Raw genomic sequence first — 22059 nt, forward strand, 5'->3', positions numbered from 1 at the left:
TCCTTCGTGGACTCGGATCCTGCCGACTCGGTCGCCGGATTGCGCGGTGACGACCAGGTCCCCGTGGTCATCGCGGATAACGGTCGTGTCGGCAGGGGTGGAGGCAGACGGGCCGAGGTGCTCCACTGCGGTTGACTCCTGATCGTTGGGCGGACGACGTCGATGCCGCCCAGCGGCATCCGACGCGAGACCTTAGCCACGGGGCCGCACGGTGCGGGTCACGTGACGGGTTCTGTTGACCAAGGTTAGAGGTGGGCCGCGCCCACTCGGAGGTGGTCGCGGCCCACAGCGATTGGTAGTTAGGCCATGAGCAGGCCGAGTGCCCGGTTCTTCGTGTCCTGGTGGGTGCTGTCGAACTGGCGGGCGGCCAGAACCTCGTGGTCGGCTTTGGCGGTGACGCCCCAGTCCAGCCATTCGGTGATCGCCGAGTACGCACCCCAGCGTGTCTGGCGACCGAAGTCATTGGTCTGGGCGAACATGAACAGCGACACCATGTCATCGCGCCGCCGCTCCCACCGGCCGTGCTTGCGTGCGTCGGCGGCGTCGGGTTCGGGGTACAGGCCGTCGATGAATGCGACGAACTCGCGCCGGTTCATGGGTGTGTCGAGCATGTGTTCGGCGACGGCGGCGAATCCGCGTGCGTACTGGACTGCGTCCTGCATCAGCTTCTTCGCCTCCGCCAGCTGCTCGTCGGCCTTCTTGGTGTGGCCGATCTCGAAGACATAGGGGACCCCGATGTTGGCGGTCATGCCGTTGGTGCACTCCAAACGCCGAGCATTGGCCGAGCCGGAGATCTTGCCCTGGCCGTCGTGGGCGGCCTTGAGCACCATCTGGAATGTGACCAGGTCTTTGCCGCCGACCTTGACATTCGCATCGGGCAGGTCGAGCTCGAGGTAGGCGAGGGCACCGTGCTTGCGTTCCCCGGCGACGGTGAAGCGAGCGCCCATGGCGACCGCGTGGTCGGCGACAGCGAACGCGGTGCGGTTGTCGACCGGGTGGTAGCGGCCGCCGCCCACGTTCAAGGTCATGTGGTTGTCGCTGCGCAGAAACAAGCGGCGGCCGGGCATGAACGTGTCGATCATGCGGCCGTTGCTCATCACGATGATGTTGTCGGCAGGATGTTCCTCGATCGTCCAGTCCAGCTGAGCAAGCGCGAGCGCTTCGTCGAGGCATTGCGCGGTCGAGACGTCGGTACCGAGTCGGCGAGTGGAAGCGGTGCGGCGGCTGGTTTCGAGAATGGTCATGGTGTTGAAGTCCCTGCTGAGGTGAATCCGATTGATGTCATCGAAGCTACAAAGGACCTGCTGACTGTGTTGCAATGCTCGCGGGGGGATGTTGACGGATTCTTGGCCGCCTGATCTGCAGAAACACGCGAAGCTTCGCAAAGTTTGATGATTTCTATGGTGCGTCGAATACTCTGATGGTTGTGGACTCGATCGCGCGACGGCAACGGTTCGGACAGATCGTCAAAGCGCGCCGAAAAGACCTCGGGATCTCTCTGAACGCCATAGCGAACTACGGCGGTCCCTCGAATGTGACGGTGGGCAACATCGAGAGGGCCGAGGGCCCTGTTCCGAGGGCAGCAACCCGGGACAAGCTGGACACACCTCTGCGATGGCTGCCGGGCAGCGCCGCGCGCACGTGGGAAGGTGGCGATCCCGCGCCGGTCACGAACGGCGCACCATCCACCAATCGGAGCGGCGAGATCTTGGTGATGGGTCCTCATGAGGTCCCGGTTCCCTTGGAAAGCCTTCGTGTAGTGCTCACGACACTGTCGAAGCTTCAGCTTGCGTTGGATCAGACTGTGGACAGCTCACCGTTGCGCGCCGCGGCCGCGGCCACAGTCGCGGAGCTCAACGCGTTCGTCTCGGAAAGCACAGGAGCATGGCTGACCGAGTTGCTCGAACGCAACGCCGGCGGCGATCAACCTGTGCATCCGGTGATCGACTTGGTGTTCAGCTCGCATCTGGCAGGTGCCGTCGATCCGACCGAGCATGCAGCCGAGGACAAGCTGTATCGACGATGGCTGGCCGGGCACTTACCCGACGTCGACGCGTCCATAGATGCCAGGTTCCGGAAGCGATTGCTACGCAAGCGGCCTGACCTGGGCTGATCACAATCTTGGTTACGCTGCAAAGTGCGGCCAGCGACCACACGGGGGCCCGTCGGGTCCAACGACAGCGATGGCTTCCCCGCGATGAACCGATCGCCCACACACCTCACGGGAGCAGACCGGACCTCGGCCCTGTGGTCAGCGGCCTCAGCCGCCTCAGCCGCCTACGCGGCGAGCACATTCGCGTCCATCTCAATTATATTTGGTGATTACTACACGATTGTGTAAATTGTTACTAAAATTCAAGATTTACTATGCCATCAAATTGTGATTAACTTGGTGCCGCAGCTGATGCCGGGCCCGCCGCCGGACGGGCCCGATGACCACTGCGACCTGCCCTGGGGCGGGTCGCAGTGGTCATAGAGATCGCCCCCGCCTTGAACACGCAAGGCGGGGGCGATCTATGTCAGCACGAGCTCACTTCACATCTGGAGGGCCTTGACGGCGCAGTCGCCTATCAACCGGCCGATGCTCGACGGATCATCGAGCATCGCCGCCGTCACGCCGGTAGGTGGATCCATCGGGACGTCGTAGGAGTCCGGCGAGGTCAGCCAAAGCACCCGCACCCCGTTCATGATCAACTGGTCCACCTCCTCGTACACCTCTTCGGGGTTCCATAGGTCGCCGTCGGTGATGATCGCGACGACGCGCGCGCCCCGCGCGCGGTCCAGCATCAGCGTGCGCTCCAACGCGCGCAGCGCGGAAGGCAAACCGGATGAGCCGCCACCGATTTCAGGAATTTGCACGTCGGTCGATCGCCCGGGGGGCTGCATCAACGACACGCTGGTGTTCCAGGTGACCGTGGCGACCTCACCATCGAGCTGCCGGACCGCACGGGCGAACATCCACCCGGCAGCAGCGGTTGGTTCGGCGTAGGGCTCCATCGACTCGGAGATGTCGAGCGCGATGCCCAGCACCAGGGGCGGGCTGTCGACGGTGCGTCGACGTGGCGACGACCATGGGGTGGCGGTCGGGGTGAGACCGGCCTGGGCCTGACCGGCGCGTTGTACCAGCGCTGCCGTCCGCAGCCGTCCAGGCGGGGCGATCGATGCGACCTGGGTGATGATCTGTTCTCGTGTCTGCGCTGCTTTGAGTCGGGCGAGCAATGCGCGGTACTCGTGCTGCTCGTCTCCCGTGGCGGGGCGGGCCTGGCTCGGATGCCGGGTTTCGGTGGCTGTTTGGTGGTCGCCGACCACGGTTGCGTGCCTCGCCGCTGTGGCCCGCGCCCGCGCTTGCGCCGCGGGTGAGGGCTCCCGCACTCCAGCCGCTAAACGCAGATCACGGGCTGCGCTGCTGGAGATAGCGCGCAGCGCACGCCTCACTGCACCATCAGGGTCAATATCTGCACCGCCGGGACTGTGCCCGCCGGTATCGTCGTCAGGGTCGCAGTCGTCGCTGGTGTGGTCGGGGAACAGTGCAGCGATCCGCCGCGCGGCCGAGATCAGCGTGTCCAGATCGCCGTCTGCGGCAGCGACCGCTCGCGCGGTTTCCAGTCCGATGACCGCGATCTGCTCCACCGTCAAATACGGCTTCAGCAGCTCGTCCAGATCGGGGATGTCGTGCTCGTCAAGCACGTCGGCCAGGACACGACCTCCCAGCAGGATCAAGACCCGGGCCGCCGAGATCGAGTCAGAAGGTTCCACAGTTCCGAGGATGTGCTCGACCGAGGCGCGAAGCCACTGGCGGGCCTCGGTCGGGAAGGTCGCGACCACTCGCCCTTCCATCCGGGGCTCCTCGAGCAGCGCAGGCCAATCGCCTAGTCCAGTATCCAGGTGTCCACGCCGGTGTGTGTGGAGGGCGTGGCCGATCTCGTGGGCCAGCACTCCGGCCAGCACCGGGTGACGTGCACGGTCACCACCGTCGCGCAGGTCGATGTGAGCGGGGTCGGGGCGGCCGGGCAGGGTCTGGCATGCGTCGAGAGTGATGGTGGTCGTCACATGGTTGAACACCCCAGCCGGAGGGGACGGCGTCCCGGCTGGGGTGATCGCCACGATCACATCACGGCGACCGCTCAACATGACCGTCCATGCCTTACATCTGGCGGCCAGATGCCGCCAGTGAATATGGGATGCGGAGCGCCAGGCCTGCGCGACCGCAGATGATGCCGACATGTTCTTGGTAGTCCTTCACAGGGCAGGGGCAATATGACCTCATCCTGCGAAGCGATGGCCGGGACTGTTTCGATCACGAGACCAGCGGTCGAATGCATGGCCTCACCTAGCGCCGCGACAGCCTCTCCCGAGCCGAACTAATCACCGCAGCAAACAATCTCGCCACAGCCGTCGCAGCGCGCACTGGACACAATCGCACCCTCACAAGCCGGAACGGCACCGAATATAGCCAGCGGCGCAAGCGAACTGGGAAAACAGCACCAGTGCAACAGTCGGGCCGATCCACGAAGCGCCGGACTTAGGGTTTTGGCAATCGGATTCACCTCTCCAGCACCAATCGAGGATGCCATGCACATGATCACGATCGCGGGTTTCGCGATCCAGGACCCGTCCAGCCCCACAGAAAAGGTGTACGCCTCGTTCACCTACCGCCGAACCGACGGCTCCTACCACGTCATCAACTGCTCCGGCGAGAGCTCCCTGTGGGTCTCCAACCGGATGCGGCTCCAGCTGAACCAACCCAACAAAACAGCTGCCGAAGCACGGGCCGAACTGGTCTCGAAATGGACCCAAAAGAAGCAGAAGGGCTACAGGTCTGTTCTCGCAGGTCCAGTGGTCTTCGAGGTAGCCAGCACATCAAGGAACAACATCGACCCTCGAAACCTGGTCGCTGCTATCAAGCTTCAAAGCGCTGTGATGAGCGCCGGGCCCGCGACCGTCACCGACGCCTTCGACAAGCTGCATGCAGCCGGACCATCGCGACTGATGAACTCTGTCGCGTCCCCGGTACCGCAACCGAAGCTGGCCCTGCCCGCAGCCGAAGTCGGAGGCATTGTGCTGTCTGACGGCCGCCGGTACTTCTCCCGTGAGGTTGCTGGCCATTCCGATGTCGCGTTGCTGAGGCATCTGCGCGAGCAGACCCGCCACGGCGGACCATCGCAGCTCAATGTGCGGTTCTTCGGTACGCCGGGCGGCGGCAAGTCGACCCTGCCGGTCGCCGCGTTCGGCGACGAGCTCATCGTGATGTACGGCCACGGAGATATGACCGTGGGCCAGGTCGTCGGTCAATACGTCGCCAACGGCAGCGACCTCAACTACGTCGACGGCCCGCTGGCCGTGGCGATGCTGAAGGGTTTGCCGTTCCTGATGGACGAGGCCTCGCGTGTGCCCTCGGAGGTGTTGAACGTGCTGATGTCGGTCAGCGACGGGCGGGGGCTACTGAACCGTGACGATCTGCCAGGAGCCGAACCCGTCCGCGCCGCACCGGGGTTCTTCCTGATGCTGAGCTACAACGACAGCGGGGTAGGTGTGCGTCCCTTGGACCCCGCGCTGATGCGACGGTTCCCGATCGCGATCGAAGTCCGTGCCGACTTCGCCGCCGCAACCGAAGCCGGAGTCGACATCCGCGCAATCGAAGTCGCCAAGTCGATGCAGGAGAAATCTGACGAAGACCGCGACAACAGCGGCGACGGATTCTGGGTGCCCCAGATCGGGCACCTGCTGGTATTCCAGCAGGCCCTCGACGCAGGCCTAGGCGAAACAGTCGCATTGGCAACACTGATGTCGGCCTGCCCCGACCCTGACACCCTCACCACATTGCAGGAAGCGGTCACCGAACACTTCGGCATCAACGACCCAGCTCCGTTGACTCTGGGCACCCGGGTGATCGCGGGGGCACCGTGAGCACCCTGATCTCCGCTGTTCGAGACAGATACCTGCTGCCGAGCTGGCGCGGCGGCCAGCTCGTCGAGCCGACAGCCGATCAGCCTCTGGAGTCCTACACCTTGATCGGGGTACGACTGGCCAGCGCGCCGAGCGAGGACTCGGCAGACTACTTGGAAGCGATCCTCGGGTACTGCTGGACCAAGCACATGGGGGGCGCCCCATCTACCCGAGCAGGGCTGATGTCGATTCACGACGATCTCGTCGTGTTCGACGCCCCGGTCGGCCTTCGCTCGGTGGTGACCCGCACCCGCACCCAAGCAACCCGAGACCTCATCGCTGATCTGCGGCTTTTCTACGCAGAAGGGTCACCAGTACGCAAAACTGACGGCCTCCGCCGCCTGAAACGCCCTGCTGGCGTCGAGTTGCCTGATCTGCTGGGTGTGCTGTTCGGATAACAGCAGCCTGTCGGCACAGCCGAGATCGCTGTTCGGGAACCGAATGGGTTCCCGAACAGCGTGTCACTGATGGCTGCGCTCGCGGGCCTCGGCTTGCCGCTGCCGGAGCCGAGCCATATGACGTTTACGCCACTCGGTGCGGCCTTCTTGCCACACCGCTTCGGCCTTGTCCCACTCCGGACGAGCCGACCGCGCACGCTCAGCCAGAACCTCCCGCGGCTCAGGCCCTGCCGTCAGAGCCTCGAGCAACTCGCCGGCCTTGTACCGGTCATACAGATCAGTGAACAGCCAAGCCGGACAGCCGTCGGCTCTCAATGCGTCGACCATTTCTTGTTTGGGTTCGATCCACGCCATGATCGGGTTGGTGTGGCTGTATTTGTCGTCCCATCGCCACCATTGGCGGCGTTTGACCTGTATGGCCGGCCGGTTCCCGTCCTTGAACAGCGAGCGCGGCTCCAGCGGACCGACCGGAAGCTGATGGGCCCGCAACCAGTTGTCCGTGGCCGCGGCGAATTGGTCCAGCCGCGTGGTGGACCACGCGGTCACCATCTCGACTTCCTCGATCGCGCGTACCAAACGTGCACCTGATTTGATCAGGTCGGCGCGGCGATATTCGCGGTGGAACTGTTTCCAGTCGCGGGCTTTGTAGCTGGGGGCGGCGATCAGATGCTGAAACCGTTCCATCGACGCGACAATATCGTCGACGTTCACGATGACCGTGGGGCCTGGACGTGGTGGATCTTCCCACGGCTTGGGGCGCCGCTTCCTGTCTGGCGGGCCTGTCACCATCTGACTTCGTTCCTCCATCTCACGGTCGCTCACCCGGGTCGCTGTCACCGTGCCGAGTGAGGTTCGGTCGTGTGGATATTACGGTCGCCTGACTCCGCACCGCACGATCGGTCGCATTGACATCGTCGCATCACGGCCTTCCAGAGCAGGGGTTTCAGCGTCCCCGGCGAGGCGCGGCACCCGAACCGGTCACCTCTGTTCAGATCACATTCCCTGCGCGGGTATCGAGGAGAAGTCGAGCTCAACCAGGGTCTGGTCCGGCCACATGGCCGCCGTCGGCGGCGGCCTCAGCGGCGCCAGGACACTGCTCATGTCCAGCTCATGGTGCGACTGCCACATCGCTTGAAGCCGTTGAAATTTCGTCCACAACGGCGAGTATCGGCCCGGGTCGACACGCTGCGTGTCGACACCGGCGTCAGATACGCCGATGCCGACCAGCATGCGTGGTTTCGACCAGTTCCATGGCTCCCACGCCCCTGGCGCATCTGGGCAGATGCAGTACTCTTCGGCGTTCATACCCGCGACCAACTGCAACGCCACTTTGGGATCGAGGGCCTTGGGGTGTCCGGCCCACGATTCTTTGCTTTTGTAGTCGGCGATGATCAGCACTGCGTTGCTGATGAAGCCGATGTCGATCGTGCCTGCGTAGCCGATGCTGTGGTTCCACACGCTGGCCTCGGCGAATACCGGCTTCACCTCATAGCGGCGCCACCAGTCGTCGAACTGCCGCGCGTAGTCCAGCTCACCGTGGGCTTTGAGCGTCTCTCGTGCCGCCGAGATCGCCTCCCGGGTGCCGCTGCCGAGATAGAACAATGCGACCTGCTCGGCGTAGTCGTGGACTCGATCGCCACGTTGCGCCGCTTGGTCAGCCAGCCACGCTCCCGTCGCTGCGATCGCCCGCAGCGCAGCACGTTTAGGATCTTTGCGGTCGCGGCGCGCGGTTTCGAGCGCTTCGGTGATGTGAGGAAACCGTGCCAGCTCGGTCCCGCCGGCCAGATAGGCTTTCATCGCTTCGCCGGCGACGCGGCCGTGCCAGTGAGACAAACCGTCGGGTGCCTGCGCCAGCACGGTGGTGATGGACGGCACTCGGGGCTCGTCGCCGATGTATCGGCCATACATTCGCCCCCACGCGGTGGCGTGTGCGAGTTTGGGCTGGGTCACGGACATGCTCCTCGCAGTCGATGAATCCGATTGCGGCTCACCATATCCACCGGCCACACCGGGTATTTCGCCGCTCGTCGTGCCGCTACGCGGTGGCGCACAACCCGAGGATCAGGTGCCGATGATCGGGGTCGGCGCGATGGCCCTGGTAGCCCTTCAAACCGCCGTAGGTGCCGGTGAAGACCGCTTCCATACCCATCGACAGCACCTCGGTGTGCACGGATCCCTCGTAGTCCTTGCCGCCGTACATGTGCGTGAAGTGATCGAGAAAGGCGCGCTCGCCGGGCGCGAATTGGGTCAAGGTGGCCGGTTCCCCGTCGGGCCGACTGGTGCGGCGCTGGCGAAAGGTCTTGCACGCCACAGGGATCTCCGGCCGCAACGTTTCGACGCGGTGTGACATCTCATGTACGGTGACCGCTCGTTGCCGCTGATCGTGGTGGCTTGGGGCCGGGACGAGCAGCTCAGCGACGACTTCTTGGCTCCCGCGGACCTGCCGGAGCCGCCAGAACCATCGCTTCGAGGTCGGGTCGCGCACTGCGACCCAGCGGTAGGTGCCGAGTGGGTTCAGCTTCATCGTCCAGGCTGCGGTGTCTGGATCGGTGTCTGGTTTCGGAGGCAGATCCGCGCGGCGAGCTACGCCGAGATCATAGGGTGCGGCAGCGGCGATGGAATGATCGACCGCGGCACGGGTGGTTCGGAAGGTCATCGCTCGATAGTGGGCTCTGCCTTCGGTTTCCTTGACCAGGAGCGGACCGCCCTCATCTGAAGCTGACATCCACGCGTCGGGAAACGATTGCACCGCTTGGGTGATCATCGCGCGAGGATGCGCAGCGGTTTCGGTGTGCACATCCGGGGTGTGCCCTCCATATGGACGGTAGCGGCCCAACACCTCCGCGGTGACCTGGCCTTCGTCGCGGCCGCGGTCAGCGCGGCGGCGCGCCAGGGTCAGGCGGTCCTGCTCGAGCTGGGCTGTTCGCTGGTTCAGCAGGACAGCCTGGGCCTTCTCGGCTTCCTTAAGCTCGGTGAGGGCAGCGGGGTTTCGACGTGCGTCGTGGGCGGCGTCTTGCTGCCACTGCTTGAACTTGAGGATACGGTCTTGGTGCAGTTTGCGGTCGGCGAGCCAGTTCTGTTCCGCGGCTGTGAGCTGACGGTCGTCGAACTCGCCCAGCCGGGCGCTGATCTCGTCGTCAACTTGTGCCGCGATCAACGCGCCGACGCTGCGGACAGCTATTTCGTACTCGACCGCAGCCCCTGTGGCCTGCACAGCCGACCCACGCGATCGCTCGTAGACCTCCCATGCGTACTGCACGGCGGTGATCGCATCGCGCACACGTTGTTCGGTCACCGCGCCGGCGACTTCAAGTGTCGCGGGATCATTTACTGCGACTTCGACCGGGTTCCGCTGTGCGATACGAGCCCCGTACAGGGCTCGTTGATACGCGCGGCGTCGCGCGCCACGTTGCGATGGGCAGCGGCGCCCACCGCCCACGTCCGAACAGCCACGGCACATGACAGCCCCTCCGCGACGGTGAATCCGATGTTGATCACACTACCGGCCAATTCAGCGTCCCCAGCTCACTGTGCGCCTCGAGGGACCTGTGCGGCCCGCCTGCCGCAGACAGGGACGGCGGCAACAGGGCATGATTGCGGAGCCAACGTCACATCACCCGGCCACCGGAGAGGAGGTCCGCACGTGCCGCCGCGCCATCCGCTGGCCAAACTGTCGGACGCCGACCTGGTGCGCGCCGTGCTGTATGAGATCAACCAGCGCGAATCGTTCGCCGCGGTCCGGACAGAGCTGTCGGCTCTGCTTGCGGCTGGACCGACCTTGACCGCCGCTCTCGAAGCGGGAACCGGTGATCTGGTGGACCGCGCGATCAAACGCGCCGCCAAGGTGATCGAAGTCCAGAACGCCATTCTCGAACAACCCCTGCTGACCTCGAGCCAGGTGTCGAAGGCACTCGGCACCCCCGGTACGAGCCATCGTTCGACCGCCAGCCGCTTGCGCGCGGGCGGCGGACTGATAGGCCTGAACATTCAGAGCCGCTACCTGTTTCCGGCGTTCCAATTCGACTTCGAACATGCGCGGGTGTTCGACGTTGTTACTGAGGTGAATCGGCACCTCGACGCTGTTGGCGACCCTTGGCGTGCTGCGGCGTGGTGGATGACCGAACAGCATGCTGTGCGGCCGGTGGAGTTGATCGGACGCGACGATCGGCGACTGCGTGACCTGGCCGGAATCTCTTCTCCTAATGGATAATTCCGGACGTGCCATCGGATCCGACGCCGAGCTCCCGCCACAGCGTCGGATCCTGTTGCACGACGATCCCGCGCCCCCGCGCAGCACCTAGCATCGCGGCGGCCGCCCCCGCACGAGTCGTCGAATCCGCGCGCACGTAACCACCCGGTGGCGCGACCTCGATCTGGGCTCCGGCGGCAGCGAGCGCGGTCGCGGCGGCAACGAGCGCACCATCACCGGCGAAGACGCCGCCGGACCAGCAAACCGCTCGAAGCTCATCGATGAGCTGGACAGTCACGACATCGCTGTTCACGCCGCGACTCCTGGCTGCTCCGGACGATGTTGCCGTGCAAGGTTGTTCACACCGAAGCAGCCTTTCTTGTCGTGGCTGCTCGAGTGCAGAGGTGAGCGGGGACACTCACCAGTCGGCGGTCACCGGTGATCTGCAGCCGCAGCGGCGGCGGTTGCGCGGCGGCAGCGACCGCCGCGCCGATGTGTGGCATCAACCCGACTACGAAGTCGGCCTCCGCTTTCGAAGGTGCCGTCGCGTCGGCCAATGCCACCTCCGGCAGGCTCCAGCTGATACCCGCCGCATCGACATACTCGAAGCAGCCGATCGTCACCGAGACTGCCCGCGGCCCCACCGCATATCGGTGGGCCCCACTGTGATGGCGCACTATACCCATCTGCGTCGGTACCCAATTGTCGTGCCCCGCAGGCAACTGACACCAAGCCGGACACCTCCGCACTGCCGATGATGCGATAACAGGCTGGTCACCGTCGGCGTCGACGCGAACCCAATCCGACGTCGACAGTGCCATCGATCGGACGGTCAGCGGCAACCAAGGCCGCGGCAGACAATGCACCGGCAGCGCGATCCCGGCGTCGGCGCCAGCGATCAGGGCTGTGAGACGCCGGAACCGGATCCCGTTGTGCTGCCAGCAGATCCGCATCGGCCGGTTGAACGAGTCGACGACGGGCAGCGCAGCTCCGCCAACGGGGATCGTGTGGCTTCGCTGGCCGCGGATCTGCGGCTCCCGCGGTGTGGCCAGCAGATCGAACGCCAGCCAGACCGAATCGGCGGAGCGGACAACGATGTCGGTCGACGCGTGATCGGGTGCGGTGTCGTCGAGCGCGTTGCACAGCTCGCGCGCCAACCGCCAATACTTGGCGCGGTCACCAGCCGGCGAACCGTCAGTCCGCGCGCGCCATTTCTGCGGGTCGGTCAACCAGGGTACTTCGGTGCCCATACGCACTCCATAACTGCTTGGGGTCGATCACGCCGCAGAGAACCACGTCCTGTCGCGCAGCCCAGCGGCCGCGCCTGCTTCTATAGCCACAGTGGTCGTGGCGACCAGGCAACTCGACCTGGCTAGCTCACCGCAGACGCGATGCCGAGTGGCGCGGCGCTTGAGCCGGGTCCCGTAGTGGGTCCGTCCACGTGCGGCCGAACCGATTGGTTCGGCGGTGGGTGTGGGCTGGCGGCTGCGCATCGGTCGACGTTCTCGGACGTCGAGGTCGAGAAGTTCGATGAACGCGGCCGTGTTCGTCACTGACGTGACGGTGACTGCGGTGATGCCCAGATAGCCCGACGCGGCCAGTTGGGTGAAATTGATGGCGGCCATGGCAAAGCGTGCCTCCTCCTGGATGGTGGTGAATCCGATGGCCCCGACCGTAATTGCGGGTGACCGCCCTGTTCCAGATCATGCGAGCGGGCCAGGGCCGTCGGGCCCTTGCGGGAGTCCGCGGCCCGGCCCAACCGCGGCTATGCGGCCGACGTGGAGAACAATCTCGCCAGCTCGTCGAGCTGGCGAGATCCCAAGCCTTGGACCTTGCGGTTCTCGGGGATGCCGAGATCAGCCATGATGCCCTTCGCCCGCTTCTTGCTGACCCTGGGCAGAGACTGAAGAAACTGCACGACACGGATTCCAGCGATATCGGGATTCTGCAGCCCCTGCTCGAAGGTGATCGCTCCAGTTTTCAGTTGCCGCTTCAGATCAGCGCGAAGGCGACGTACTTCGGTTGCTTTGGCCAGAGCGGCCGAGCGTTGTTCATCGGTCAGTATCGGTGCAGCCATGAATGAGGGTCCTTCTGTGCTCTACGGGCTTGTGACTGACCGAGGATGCCGGGCTCTTTCTCCAATGGGTGCGGCTGTTCGCGAGTGGTCGGGTAGGACCGCCGCATTTCCTCCTCCCTCCGAACCAGCCGTGCCCGATTTCCGTAGCAGCTGGCTCTCCAGTGCTCATCGTGGCCTGCCAGTCGGACGTCCGGCGTGGATGTCCTCATGGCAGGCGCGGCAGACGACGAGGGTCTTGCGGCGGCGGGACGCCATCCGCTTGACCCAATCCGGTTGTGGTTTCCGCCCTTTGCGGTTGAGGTCTTTCAACGCTCTCACGTGATGGACCTCGACCTTGCGGGTGGAGCCGCATCGTTCGCAGACCTCGGCCAGCAGGCGTTGCACCAGCTCGGACCGAAGGCTGTTCCAGACGCGGGGTGAGTGATGTTGCGTGCCAGGCTGATGCCACCCCAATGCGCTTCCAGCGGCGTTCGGCCTTCACCTCGGTCCAAGGTGACACGCAGACCGCGCGTAAGACCGCGGGCTCTGCTCCACGGGTTTGGATTGGTTGGCACCTTCGAAACTAGCGCCGAAGAGCCCGCCAATCCTGCTATACGACAATCGATCTCACCCATTGACCTCGACGCCGTCGGCGACGGTATACAAACCCGGCGTCGGTTCGGTCAGCCACCCCCGCGCCGTCAGCCGCTTCAGTTTCGGCCGCATCGACTCCACCACCGACCGATCAGCGGCATCCAGACCCAACGCGGCCACCACATGCGCGCACCGCAACCCGCGCCCGGCATCGGTCAGCACTTCCAGAATGTCGCGATAGTCGGCCGGCAGCACCGACACCGCCATCCCCTCACCCCGCAACGGCACCCGGATCACACCGATCGGCGACCCCGACCGAGCAACGAACTTCGATTCGTCTTCGGGCTCCTCCGCCCCATCCCCACCCGATTCCGGCAAGGACTCCACGACTTCCACCGCCCCACCGAGGATTTCGATCCTCGTCTCCCGGGTAATCGCCAACCTCGACAACACCTGCTCGGCCGCCACCAGCTCCTGCGACAACTCCTCGATCCGCCGTCGCAGACCCTCCGCCCGCTCCCGAGCCGCAGCCTCCCGCCGATTCAGCTCGTCCATCCACGACGCCATCGCGCCTCCACCGGCCGGGCCCCCAATACCGACCATAAAGCGCCGCCAACCGCACCGACACCCACAATCACATTCCCGCAGATCAGGCCCTCACCGGCAAGGAGCCGCACCCTTCTCCAATCGCAGGATGCAAATCGCCGACCGTGAACGGTGGCGGGCTGGCGGCAGTGTCAGCTGCGCTGCAGATAGTGAGCGTTCGCCCCTAGTGCTCGCTCGACTTCTGCACGAAGAGTCGGCCGCCGCTCCAAATACGGATCACTGTCGAGCAGGGTCGCGGCGTCGGCGCGCGCCGCCACCATCAGCTCAGCATCTGCGAGGAGATCGGCTACCAAAAGCCCCGCCCGGTGCCCCGCCTGTGCTGTGCCCGCCAGCGCGCCTGGCCCTCTGAGGCGTAGATCGATCTCGGCGAGCTCGAACCCGTTGGTGGTCGAACACATCGCGTCGATCCGCTGCTGTCCCGCCTCGGTCAGGTCCCCGGTCAGCTTGCATGTGCCTGGGTACTTGCCGCGGCCGACCCGTCCCCGTAGCTGGTGCAGCTGCGCCAGCCCGAACTGGCCGGCGTCCAAGATCGTGATCGATGTTGCGTTCGGTACCGACACTCCAACTTCGATCACTGTGGTCGCTACCAGCACGTCTACCTCACCGGCGACGAATCGGGACATGATTTCTCCGCGCTCGGCTGGTTTCTGGCGCCCGGTCACCACCTCGACCCGCACACCGGCCAATGCCCCGGATCGCAGAGCCTGCGCGGTGTCGATCGCGGCCGCGGCCTGCGCTTCGGATTCCTGCCCACCTCGTGTCTCGGGTTCAGCCACCAGCGGGCAGACCACGAAACCTTGGCGGCCCTGCTCGATTTGCGCGCGCACATCACGCCAATGCGGGTGGGCGCCATCATCGAGCGGCACGCTGTGTTCCCATGAGGTGGCGATCGGCGTGCGCCCCGGCGGCATCTCGTCGATCACTGAGATGTCCGTGTCACCCCACACCGTCATCGCTGCTGTCCGTGGGATCGGCGTGGCTGTGGCGCCGAGTTCGTCGGCGATTGCACCGTGTGGTGCCTTCGCCAACAGCGCGGCCCGCTGCTCGACGCCGAACCGATGCTGCTCGTCGATCACGGCCAACCCCAGCCGGTGGAACACGACATCCTCCGACAGAAGGCCGGTGGTGCCGACCGCGATCTGGATCTGCCCGGACGCCAAGCCCGCCAGCGCTTCCCGGCGGGCGCGGGCCTTGTTCGCTCCGGGAAGCAGGCAGGCGCGGATGCCGAGTTTGGTGCATACCTCGGCGATCTCATCGTAGTGCTGCTGAACGAGCACGCCGAGCGGTGCCATCAGCGCGGATTGATGGCCTGATTCGGCCGCCAACAGCATCGCCGCGATAAGTACCTGGGTTTTACCGGACCCGACATCGCCTTGGATCAACCGCTTCATCGGACGCGGTCGCCGCAGGTCGTCGGCGACCTCACTGAGAGATCGGCGTTGGGCTCCGGTCAGTGGCCATGGCAGGGATGTGAGCCAAGGTCGGGTCAGGTGCCCGGTTGGGGTGTGCACAACGGCGGGTTGCTGTTGTGCGGCGTGCCGTTGCGCGCCCATGGCCAGTTGCAGCCGCAGCAGTTCGTCGTAGGCGAGGCGGTTTCGGCCGGTAGTGGCGTCGGTGGTGTTGTCGGGGACGTGGACAGCGCGCAGCGCGTCCAGTCGTGGGGGCAGGTTGCGTGCCGTTCGGATCCGTTCGGGCAGTGGGTCTTCCAGGCGTGGCAGGCGTCGCAGTGCGTCGAGTGCCGCGCGGGCGAGCATCCAGCTGCTGACTTGATGTTTGTCCGATTGTGGGTAGACCGGGACCAGCGGGACAGTGACGTCATGCATGGGTGCGAGCAGCGCGCTCGGCATCTGGAGGCGGCCTTGCCATTCGGTGACGTCCCCCCACAGCAGCAGCAGGTCGCCCGGCTTGTATCGGGATGCGGTCCAGGGCTGCTGGAACTGCATCGACGTGAGGCGAACCGGCCCGTCTGCGACTTCGATTCGGGAGTATCGCTTTTCCCAGTCGGCTTTCGCGGAGGTGACCTTGCCGACGGTAGCGACGCTGGTCATACCGGGCAGCAGTCGCCGCAACGGGGTGATGCGGGAGCGATCGATGTAGCGCAGCGGCACACGCATCATCAGGTCGTACACGGAGCTGATACCAGCGGCGGTCAGGCGCCGAAGCTCCTTGTCTCCCAGCCCTGCATCGCCGCTGATGCCTGCGAGGTCGGTGATGGGCACTCCGCGTAGTCCGTCGAGCGTCCCTTCGAATTCGAGATCGGGTTTGTTGGCGCGTCGCCTCAGCGCGGCACTCGCCGACAGGGTGGGAATGGTGACGACTTCGACCTGGTGGCGGGACCGTTCCGCTACCGGTTCAATGCCGTTGAACTGTGGTTTCGGTATCCCGGTGCTGAGGGCTGGGTCGGTCGGCGGTCGAGGTGGTCCGCCGCCGAACCCGCAACTCGCGCTGTTTGCCGGATCACCGGATTCCGCGAACAGCGATCGCGTGTCGACCCCGAGTCGGTCGAGTTCGATGGTGTAGCCGCGAACGTGGTCACGGATCCGGTCAGCGACAACCGGATGCCACGTGTCGGCGCGGTCGGCGGCCTCGAGGATCGCTGTGTGCGTGCCGGCGTTCAATAGTGTGCGGACAGCGGTCCGCAGCGCGGCGAGCGAGTCAGTCACCGATGTCACCTCCTTCGCTAGTAATGCTCGCGGCCGGCACCGACAAGTTCCGGAGCAGTTGGGCGAGCACAGTAGTGGTGGGGTTTGCCAACGGGCACTGTGAAATTCACCGAATGCGCGACCCATCGTTGCCGCGCCATGCGCTCGGCAGGCCCCCGGAACCTGAGTCCGGGGGCCTGCCGAGAGGTGAGCCATTCGTGGCCGGGTGGGCGGTGACAGTAGGTGGGTCAGCTGTTGATCCAGTCGATGACCGTGTCGAGGCCGGTTCGCTCGGGGTCGTCGTAGGCTTGGTCGCCGTAGCAGTAGTCGACGACTTCCGCGAGGGTGGCGCCAGGGTCTTCGAACAGTCGGTGCAGCGCTGTATTCGTGGTGAGGTTGAGTGCGTCGATAGCGCCTGTCTCGGGTAGGTCGGCGATGTCCTGGATGTCGTCGACAGCGGTGTTGAGGGCGGAGCTGATCTGTTCTTCGGTCGCGGTCTTCTCGTCGGCGAAGATGATCCGGCCGTCGTGGTCGATCAGCTTGCCGTCGGCCAGGACGTGTTTCACCGCGTGGGCGTGGTGTTCGAGCACGGTGATCACCCCTGACAGGTAGCTGGCCATTGCAGCGAGTCGGATGCGGTAGTCGGCGGGCACGCAACCGTTGGCGGTGATGGTGAAATCCGCTGTACCAGTCTCGTTGTCGGCCTTGTCGATGACAGCCGAGGCGTTTGTGCCGAACAGCTCGCTCAAATGTGCGGCGATAGTGGCGGCTGCGTTGTCGATGGTGCCGCTGTCGCTGGTCGGCAGTGCGGCGGTGACGGTGCCGTGAACCCAGTTGAACATGTCCTACCTCCGGTGGTGCGAGTGTCGGCCGGTTGCCGATCTCGTCGACGACGAACGTAGGAGCCACGAAAGGCGGTGTTCCAAGCCATCTTTCACCGAATAGTGGCAGTATTCGGCGGTGAGCTGCGGCGTTGGCAGGATCGCGTCTCCGAACGCGTGAACCACGCATCCTGCCCCGCGGCCGGGTGGGTGCGGCGTGGTCTCAGCTGTCGCCGTGTTCGTCCTGGTCGTAGTAGCGAAGGCCACGGAAGAATGCCTCCTCGAAATCAGTGCCAACCGCGGCGGAGGCGAACATCAGGGCTGCGAGCAAGTCCGCAAGCAGATCAGCCAGCGTTACGTCGGCAATGTTGCTGCCCGCTCCCCCCGAGGTGGCAAATCCGAGCAGCATCGTCGCGCCGCGCAATGCCTCTGTGTTGGCGTTCGTGTGGCGGGCCTGACCATCAACTTCCCGCGGCTCGGTCCCGCGTTGCAGGGCGGTGGCCAGGTCTTCGATGCTGTCGACCGCGCGAGTCACGGTGGCGTACGGGCCGGGCTCGGCGACGAGCATTCGTCTCCGGTCGAAGAGCACGCCGGTTCTGGTGGGCGGGTTCGTCATTGCGATGTCTTTCGTTAGTAGGGGACGTGCGTTCGTCGGCTATCACCGCTGGCTTGCGAAGGCTGAGCGGTCCCACGATCACGTTCCGGCGGACCTCCACAGGAAGGCCGATGGTGGGCAGGTCTGCCGGAGGTAGTTTGTTGTCAGCTCAGGAGTTCGGCGAGGCTGCGAGTGCCTTCGGTAGCCGCGGCCAGGGTCCAGTCGAATAGGGCTCTGGCACGCGCTATGCCATCAGGCGCTTGCGCCACGCCTGGTGCGGTCAGCGCCCTTTGTGTGATCGCCCAGTCGCCACCGTCGATCAACACGACTGTGCCCCACACTGCGTTCTTCTCGCCCGCCGGGGCGATGCCGACCTCGAGTGTGAAGCGTCCGCCGTCGTCGCCGTTGTCGAGTACGCTGCGCCATTCAGGGCACACCACCAGGATTCGTCCGCTCGGGGAGGTCATGGTGATCGCGCCGACCGGAAGGGCCTCCAGCCCTCGGATTAGCGTGTCTACCCATTTGCCGTCCGCGGTGATGTCGCCCTCTTCTATTGCGCCGCATTCGGCGAGCGCCGAAGCCACCGCAGTCTGGTCGATCGTCAGCTCGTAGGTCATTGCCTTCTCCGTAGATCTCGCTGATGGTGTCGGCCACGACGCTATCGACGGCGAAAGCGACTGTTGCACTGAGCGATTCACAGTCCGGAGGATGTCCCGCCGAACGGCCCATGTGGCGCCTCGTCGCCCGCTGCGCGCCCCAGCCGGCTCACCGATGTCGGGGCGCGCAGCGGACAGCTACGAACCGGCCGAAGGCTTAACCGGTGCGGCGGTAGAGATCAGTAGGTTGCGAGCCAGGGGGCCGCTTCGAGCGGCGACAGCGCAAACCTCGTTGGCCCCGGATGTAATCCGGGGCCAACGAGGTTTGCGCCTGTTAGTAGCTGCGGTTCGGCCGATTGCGCGGCGTGGGCTCGCTGGGCCAGAAGGTCCGGTTCACCGCATCAAGCTCAAGGAACAGACCGGACCGGCCGATCCAGTCTCGATAGCCAGTGAGTACCTGCTCCGCCAACTCCTCGACATCCATCATGTCGCCGCAGGGAATCGCGTCACCGACACAGCAGTCCGTGCAGCGGCAATCAGGCGGATCGATCGCGATCGCGTTGTCTATGAACGCGGTCTGGATATTGAGGGTCATGGCACTGCACCGCTTTCCGAGCGTAGAGGGTGAATCCGATGAACCCGAACCTACGCACCGCCACGCCGCATGTCGTGTATCGCCGCCCTCGACGGCGGCCAGAGTCCAGCGGCATTCGTTCACCAGTCCAATGGATTTGCTGATCTCAGCGATCTAGCTGACCCCGACGCGCGCCCAACGGTACCCCCGGGCACTCGTAGCCAGCAGCGGACAAGCCATTCACCATCAACACGACAACCCGCCCGACGCGTTCTGCCCGACGGGCACAAAACTCCTCTCCCCAGCACTGTCGCCGGGCTCACCGTCAACGGACGATGGGAGGTCGAACGTCCGGCCCTGGACCGGATCACCGAACTCACCCCCGAATACGCCACTCTCTTGCCAGCGATCCGGCAAGGCTTCGCCGACGCTGGACGATGATCGACCACCGCGAAGGTAAGCCGCCCAGTGGGGACGAGCCAGCTTCGGCCCGCTCGCAATAGTGCTGATCGACACCCACAATCCATGGAAGGCGGACCCGCATGTCGCGCCCGGCCGGGCATGATATCGGCCGTGACCACCGTCATCTTGCACCCACATGACCCTGTCGGCTTCGTCGCCGACGCCTGCGCCGCCCTCGCTGCGCAGGTCAACCGCATCCACGCGATCCCATCCCGCCCTGGCCCAGATCCGCTCGCACACACCTATGCCGAACTCGTGATCGCCTACAGCCACCTCACCCTGCCCACCATCAGCAGCACCGCCCGCACCCGAATCATTGCGCACCTGATCGACAGAATCCGCGAATCACAAGCTGGCGACATCACCGTCCCACTGGTCGACATCACCGACCGCCTCCACGCCGAGATACTGAGCTGAACCTCGCACCGCCCCAACATAATTCAGCTCGCACGAACCTGACCCCCGGGAAGCATGCACGGTCGCCGACTCATCGGCGACCGTCACAGCTGCCGCTACCTGCTCTGAACGAGCGCACCACGCTGGCGCAGTCCTCCGGCGGGACAGCGGTGCTCAACACATGCAGACCGTGTCAGCAGATCGTGCCGCGACGCAGCGCGTTCTTGAAGTCCAGATGTGCGGGATCGCCTACTGTACGAACCACTTTGCGGGATCGCGAATTGACCAGGAACGTCCAGCCACCAGCGAGAACTCGGCCTTGCCGATCGACCCGGTTCACCTGTACATACTCGCTGTGGTCTTCGAGCTGGCGAGCGATGAAAGCACCGAACCGGGCATCTGGAGCCACCTCCCTGACCAAAGCGATCGCCCTTTCACCGATCGAATCGACCGTGTCTGCGGTGGTCACGGCCATGTCGGTGCTCATCGTCCAAAACCTCCATCACTACTACGGACGGTCGACACTCACGCCTCGACCAACGCACAGCCAACCATGCCTCCACGGAAAGGATCCGGAATGTGTTCACCGCACCCCCCTCGCTGGGGCAGCAGTCGATCGCTTCCGTGGCGGTATCGAGTCACCCGACGGCTGTGAGGACTTCATCCCGGAAGTGTTGGGGGACAAATATGTTGGGCACTCGAACTGCCAGATACTGCGGATACAGCGTCTGTACGAACTGCGGGCTCACGTCGCATTGCGGAAAGTAAGTAGTATCCGCGGCGGTACCAGAACAGCAAACGGTCGTGGTTGTCGACGGCCCACCACTGGTCGACGATGTTGCGGCCTGCTCCGGGCTGGCGAGCGAGAACAGCGGGCTCAGCGACGAAAAGGCGACCATCCGCGCGATCCGGCTGCGGCTCAGCATGTGAGGTTTTCATGGAGGTCCGTTCGTTCGATGAGATTGATTGCCGAGCGCAGCCTGCAGCCAAGAAGGCTCGTAACTATGTGGCCCACAGCCGATTTCGACGCATACGGCGCCCGCTGCCGCGACCGGATCCGCGACATCGACGTTCCGTGGATCGAGCGGCAACAACTGCGGCGGATACGACGGTTGCTTCAGGAACTTGGGCCCGACAATCGTCTGGAGCTCGTCCCCGGCCGCCGATGCGGCGCTCGGGGCGCTCGGCGCCACGGCGACCGTGGCGCAATCGAGGTGAGGGACAACTGCCATCCGGCTTGCCGAGGAGGTAAACGTCAGCGTCCCAGTCGATCACGACGTTGAGATCGCCCCGCCTCTATTCCGGATTCTCGGTCAGCGACTCAGCCGGTGACCGCCCGTACGATCTTCTTCCCCAGCTCCTCGGCAACCATGGCTGTCACTCCGGCTTTGACCTCGTCCACTGCGGCCGCGGCTGCGGCTCCGAGTTCCCCGCGCAACGCCTCGGCGGCCGCCGTACGGGCGACATACTGTACGTAGCTCATTCGGGTCCGGCCGTAGCCGTCCGGCGTGCGGCCAGACTCGTCGACCTGCCTTGTGAGTTGATTCGACACCTCGGCGACGACCAACTCACGCAAGGTGACGGGATCACCGACCGGCTCGCCATAACTGTTGGTCTTGCGGAATCCAGCAGTGAGTACGTCGTCGACGATGGTGGCCGCGCGGTCACGGGCGATCTCGGCGATCACCTTGCGCACCACCGACTTCATCTCTTCTCTGAGCTTGAGCGCCAGAATCTTCGCAACTTCGGTCGCGAGGTCGCGGCGCAGCTCGGCAGGGCCGGTCTCCTCACAGGGATCGCCGTCCGAGTCGTAGCCACGGCTACGCCAACCGATCTGGTCGAGGAGCTTGTCAGTATCGACAACGATCTGCACGGGCGCGGTGAATTCTTTCATTCGGTGCTTCCTTGTTTCCGGTGGTTTACAGCTTGGGCACAGCGGTACGCGGGGGCCGGGACATAGTCACAGCACGGCTCTGCCATCGGCCGGCACAAACGGCTTGGCCGCGCCCTCTTGTCGTCGCGAACGGATCGATCGACCGTGGTCAATCTGAAGGTTGTTGCGGGACAGGGAAGAACGGACCGAACTCGAAGGGTCGCTCCTGGCGACCTGCCCCTAGGCAAGGTGATCGCCGTCGCAGGTTCGTCATTGACGCCTCGCACCTCGTGTGAAGGTGCAAGGCAGGC

At 64.8% G+C, this 22059-nt stretch carries 24 protein-coding genes; 6 read left to right on the top strand and 18 right to left on the bottom strand.

Features of this window, described 5'->3' with window-relative positions:
* Window positions 1–299: 299 nt before the first annotated feature.
* Window positions 300–1244 (bottom strand): DUF932 domain-containing protein, encoded by a 945-nt coding sequence (locus ACIG5A_RS22190; RefSeq protein ID WP_397242849.1) that lies wholly within the window; start codon window positions 1242–1244, stop codon window positions 300–302.
* 182 nt (window positions 1245–1426) lie between these two features.
* Here ACIG5A_RS22190 and ACIG5A_RS22195 point away from each other — a divergent pair, with 182 nt between their 5' ends.
* Window positions 1427–2113, top strand: a complete 687-nt coding sequence (locus tag ACIG5A_RS22195; protein WP_397242851.1) for an XRE family transcriptional regulator — start codon at window positions 1427–1429, stop codon at window positions 2111–2113.
* 422 nt (window positions 2114–2535) lie between these two features.
* On the opposite strand, the gene ACIG5A_RS22200 is transcribed toward ACIG5A_RS22195, so the two are convergent.
* Window positions 2536–4224: a VWA domain-containing protein gene (locus ACIG5A_RS22200; RefSeq protein ID WP_397242853.1), complete on the bottom strand. Its 1689-nt coding sequence runs from the start codon at window positions 4222–4224 to the stop codon at window positions 2536–2538.
* A 354-nt stretch (window positions 4225–4578) separates the two neighbouring features.
* Between ACIG5A_RS22200 and ACIG5A_RS22205 the strand changes: the two genes are divergently transcribed.
* Window positions 4579–5907 (top strand): AAA family ATPase, encoded by a 1329-nt coding sequence (locus ACIG5A_RS22205; protein ID WP_397242855.1) that lies wholly within the window; start codon window positions 4579–4581, stop codon window positions 5905–5907.
* Window positions 5904–6344 (top strand): hypothetical protein, encoded by a 441-nt coding sequence (locus tag ACIG5A_RS22210; protein WP_397242857.1) that lies wholly within the window; start codon window positions 5904–5906, stop codon window positions 6342–6344. The genes ACIG5A_RS22205 and ACIG5A_RS22210 overlap by 4 nt, the downstream gene beginning before the upstream one ends.
* Before the next feature lie 63 nt (window positions 6345–6407).
* On the opposite strand, the gene ACIG5A_RS22215 is transcribed toward ACIG5A_RS22210, so the two are convergent.
* From ACIG5A_RS22215 to ACIG5A_RS22225, 3 genes are all read right to left on the bottom strand, one after another.
* Window positions 6408–7055 carry a hypothetical protein gene (locus ACIG5A_RS22215; protein WP_397242859.1) on the bottom strand — a complete coding sequence of 216 codons (648 nt, stop codon included), beginning with the start codon at window positions 7053–7055 and terminating at the stop codon, window positions 6408–6410.
* 282 nt (window positions 7056–7337) lie between these two features.
* The gene (locus ACIG5A_RS22220; RefSeq protein WP_397242861.1) at window positions 7338–8294 is read right to left on the bottom strand and encodes a hypothetical protein; all 957 of its coding nucleotides are present in this window, start codon (window positions 8292–8294) and stop codon (window positions 7338–7340) included.
* A gap of 85 nt (window positions 8295–8379) precedes the next feature.
* Window positions 8380–9639, bottom strand: a complete 1260-nt coding sequence (locus ACIG5A_RS22225; RefSeq protein ID WP_397242863.1) for a hypothetical protein — start codon at window positions 9637–9639, stop codon at window positions 8380–8382.
* 348 nt (window positions 9640–9987) lie between these two features.
* Between ACIG5A_RS22225 and ACIG5A_RS22230 the strand changes: the two genes are divergently transcribed.
* On the top strand, window positions 9988–10554 hold the full coding sequence (locus ACIG5A_RS22230) for a hypothetical protein (protein ID WP_397242865.1): 567 nt from the start codon (window positions 9988–9990) through the stop codon (window positions 10552–10554).
* Here ACIG5A_RS22230 and ACIG5A_RS22235 read toward each other — a convergent pair.
* The 11 genes from ACIG5A_RS22235 to ACIG5A_RS22285 all read right to left on the bottom strand — a co-directional run bounded on the left by ACIG5A_RS22235 (window position 10544) and on the right by ACIG5A_RS22285 (window position 19038).
* Window positions 10544–10846, bottom strand: a complete 303-nt coding sequence (locus ACIG5A_RS22235; RefSeq protein WP_397242867.1) for a hypothetical protein — start codon at window positions 10844–10846, stop codon at window positions 10544–10546. The genes ACIG5A_RS22230 and ACIG5A_RS22235 overlap by 11 nt on opposite strands.
* Before the next feature lie 46 nt (window positions 10847–10892).
* Entirely contained in the window at window positions 10893–11783 is an 891-nt protein-coding gene (locus tag ACIG5A_RS22240; protein ID WP_397242869.1) for a hypothetical protein, read from the bottom strand.
* Between the two features lie 27 nt (window positions 11784–11810).
* Window positions 11811–12158 (bottom strand): hypothetical protein, encoded by a 348-nt coding sequence (locus ACIG5A_RS22245; protein ID WP_397242871.1) that lies wholly within the window; start codon window positions 12156–12158, stop codon window positions 11811–11813.
* 140 nt (window positions 12159–12298) lie between these two features.
* The gene (mihF, locus tag ACIG5A_RS22250; protein WP_397242873.1) at window positions 12299–12610 is read right to left on the bottom strand and encodes an integration host factor, actinobacterial type; all 312 of its coding nucleotides are present in this window, start codon (window positions 12608–12610) and stop codon (window positions 12299–12301) included.
* Window positions 12611–12775: 165 nt separating this feature from the next.
* Window positions 12776–12994 (bottom strand): hypothetical protein, encoded by a 219-nt coding sequence (locus tag ACIG5A_RS22255; protein WP_397242875.1) that lies wholly within the window; start codon window positions 12992–12994, stop codon window positions 12776–12778.
* A gap of 222 nt (window positions 12995–13216) precedes the next feature.
* The gene (locus ACIG5A_RS22260; protein WP_397242877.1) at window positions 13217–13738 is read right to left on the bottom strand and encodes a hypothetical protein; all 522 of its coding nucleotides are present in this window, start codon (window positions 13736–13738) and stop codon (window positions 13217–13219) included.
* A 182-nt stretch (window positions 13739–13920) separates the two neighbouring features.
* The gene (locus ACIG5A_RS22265) at window positions 13921–16452 is read right to left on the bottom strand and encodes an ATP-dependent DNA helicase RecG (RefSeq protein ID WP_397242879.1); all 2532 of its coding nucleotides are present in this window, start codon (window positions 16450–16452) and stop codon (window positions 13921–13923) included.
* A gap of 227 nt (window positions 16453–16679) precedes the next feature.
* Window positions 16680–17273: a hypothetical protein gene (locus tag ACIG5A_RS22270; RefSeq protein ID WP_397242881.1), complete on the bottom strand. Its 594-nt coding sequence runs from the start codon at window positions 17271–17273 to the stop codon at window positions 16680–16682.
* A 202-nt stretch (window positions 17274–17475) separates the two neighbouring features.
* Complete coding sequence (locus ACIG5A_RS22275) at window positions 17476–17868, bottom strand: hypothetical protein (protein WP_397242883.1); 393 nt, start codon at window positions 17866–17868, stop codon at window positions 17476–17478.
* 143 nt (window positions 17869–18011) lie between these two features.
* Entirely contained in the window at window positions 18012–18464 is a 453-nt protein-coding gene (locus tag ACIG5A_RS22280; protein ID WP_397242885.1) for a hypothetical protein, read from the bottom strand.
* A 313-nt stretch (window positions 18465–18777) separates the two neighbouring features.
* Window positions 18778–19038: a hypothetical protein gene (locus ACIG5A_RS22285; protein WP_397242887.1), complete on the bottom strand. Its 261-nt coding sequence runs from the start codon at window positions 19036–19038 to the stop codon at window positions 18778–18780.
* Between the two features lie 552 nt (window positions 19039–19590).
* Between ACIG5A_RS22285 and ACIG5A_RS22290 the strand changes: the two genes are divergently transcribed.
* Window positions 19591–19896, top strand: a complete 306-nt coding sequence (locus tag ACIG5A_RS22290) for a hypothetical protein (RefSeq protein WP_397242889.1) — start codon at window positions 19591–19593, stop codon at window positions 19894–19896.
* Window positions 19897–20068: 172 nt separating this feature from the next.
* Here ACIG5A_RS22290 and ACIG5A_RS22295 read toward each other — a convergent pair whose 3' ends face one another.
* The gene (locus ACIG5A_RS22295; protein ID WP_397242891.1) at window positions 20069–20362 is read right to left on the bottom strand and encodes a hypothetical protein; all 294 of its coding nucleotides are present in this window, start codon (window positions 20360–20362) and stop codon (window positions 20069–20071) included.
* Window positions 20363–20679: 317 nt separating this feature from the next.
* On the opposite strand from ACIG5A_RS22295, the gene ACIG5A_RS22300 reads away from it, so the two are divergent.
* Window positions 20680–20805, top strand: coding sequence for a hypothetical protein (locus tag ACIG5A_RS22300; RefSeq protein ID WP_397242893.1), 126 nt, complete (start codon window positions 20680–20682; stop codon window positions 20803–20805).
* 391 nt (window positions 20806–21196) lie between these two features.
* On the opposite strand, the gene ACIG5A_RS22305 is transcribed toward ACIG5A_RS22300, so the two are convergent.
* On the bottom strand, window positions 21197–21769 hold the full coding sequence (locus ACIG5A_RS22305; RefSeq protein ID WP_397242895.1) for a hypothetical protein: 573 nt from the start codon (window positions 21767–21769) through the stop codon (window positions 21197–21199).
* Window positions 21770–22059 lie beyond the last annotated feature (290 nt).

The sequence above is a fragment of the Nocardia sp. NPDC052566 genome, assembly GCF_044547285.1.
Classification (GTDB): domain Bacteria; phylum Actinomycetota; class Actinomycetes; order Mycobacteriales; family Mycobacteriaceae; genus Nocardia.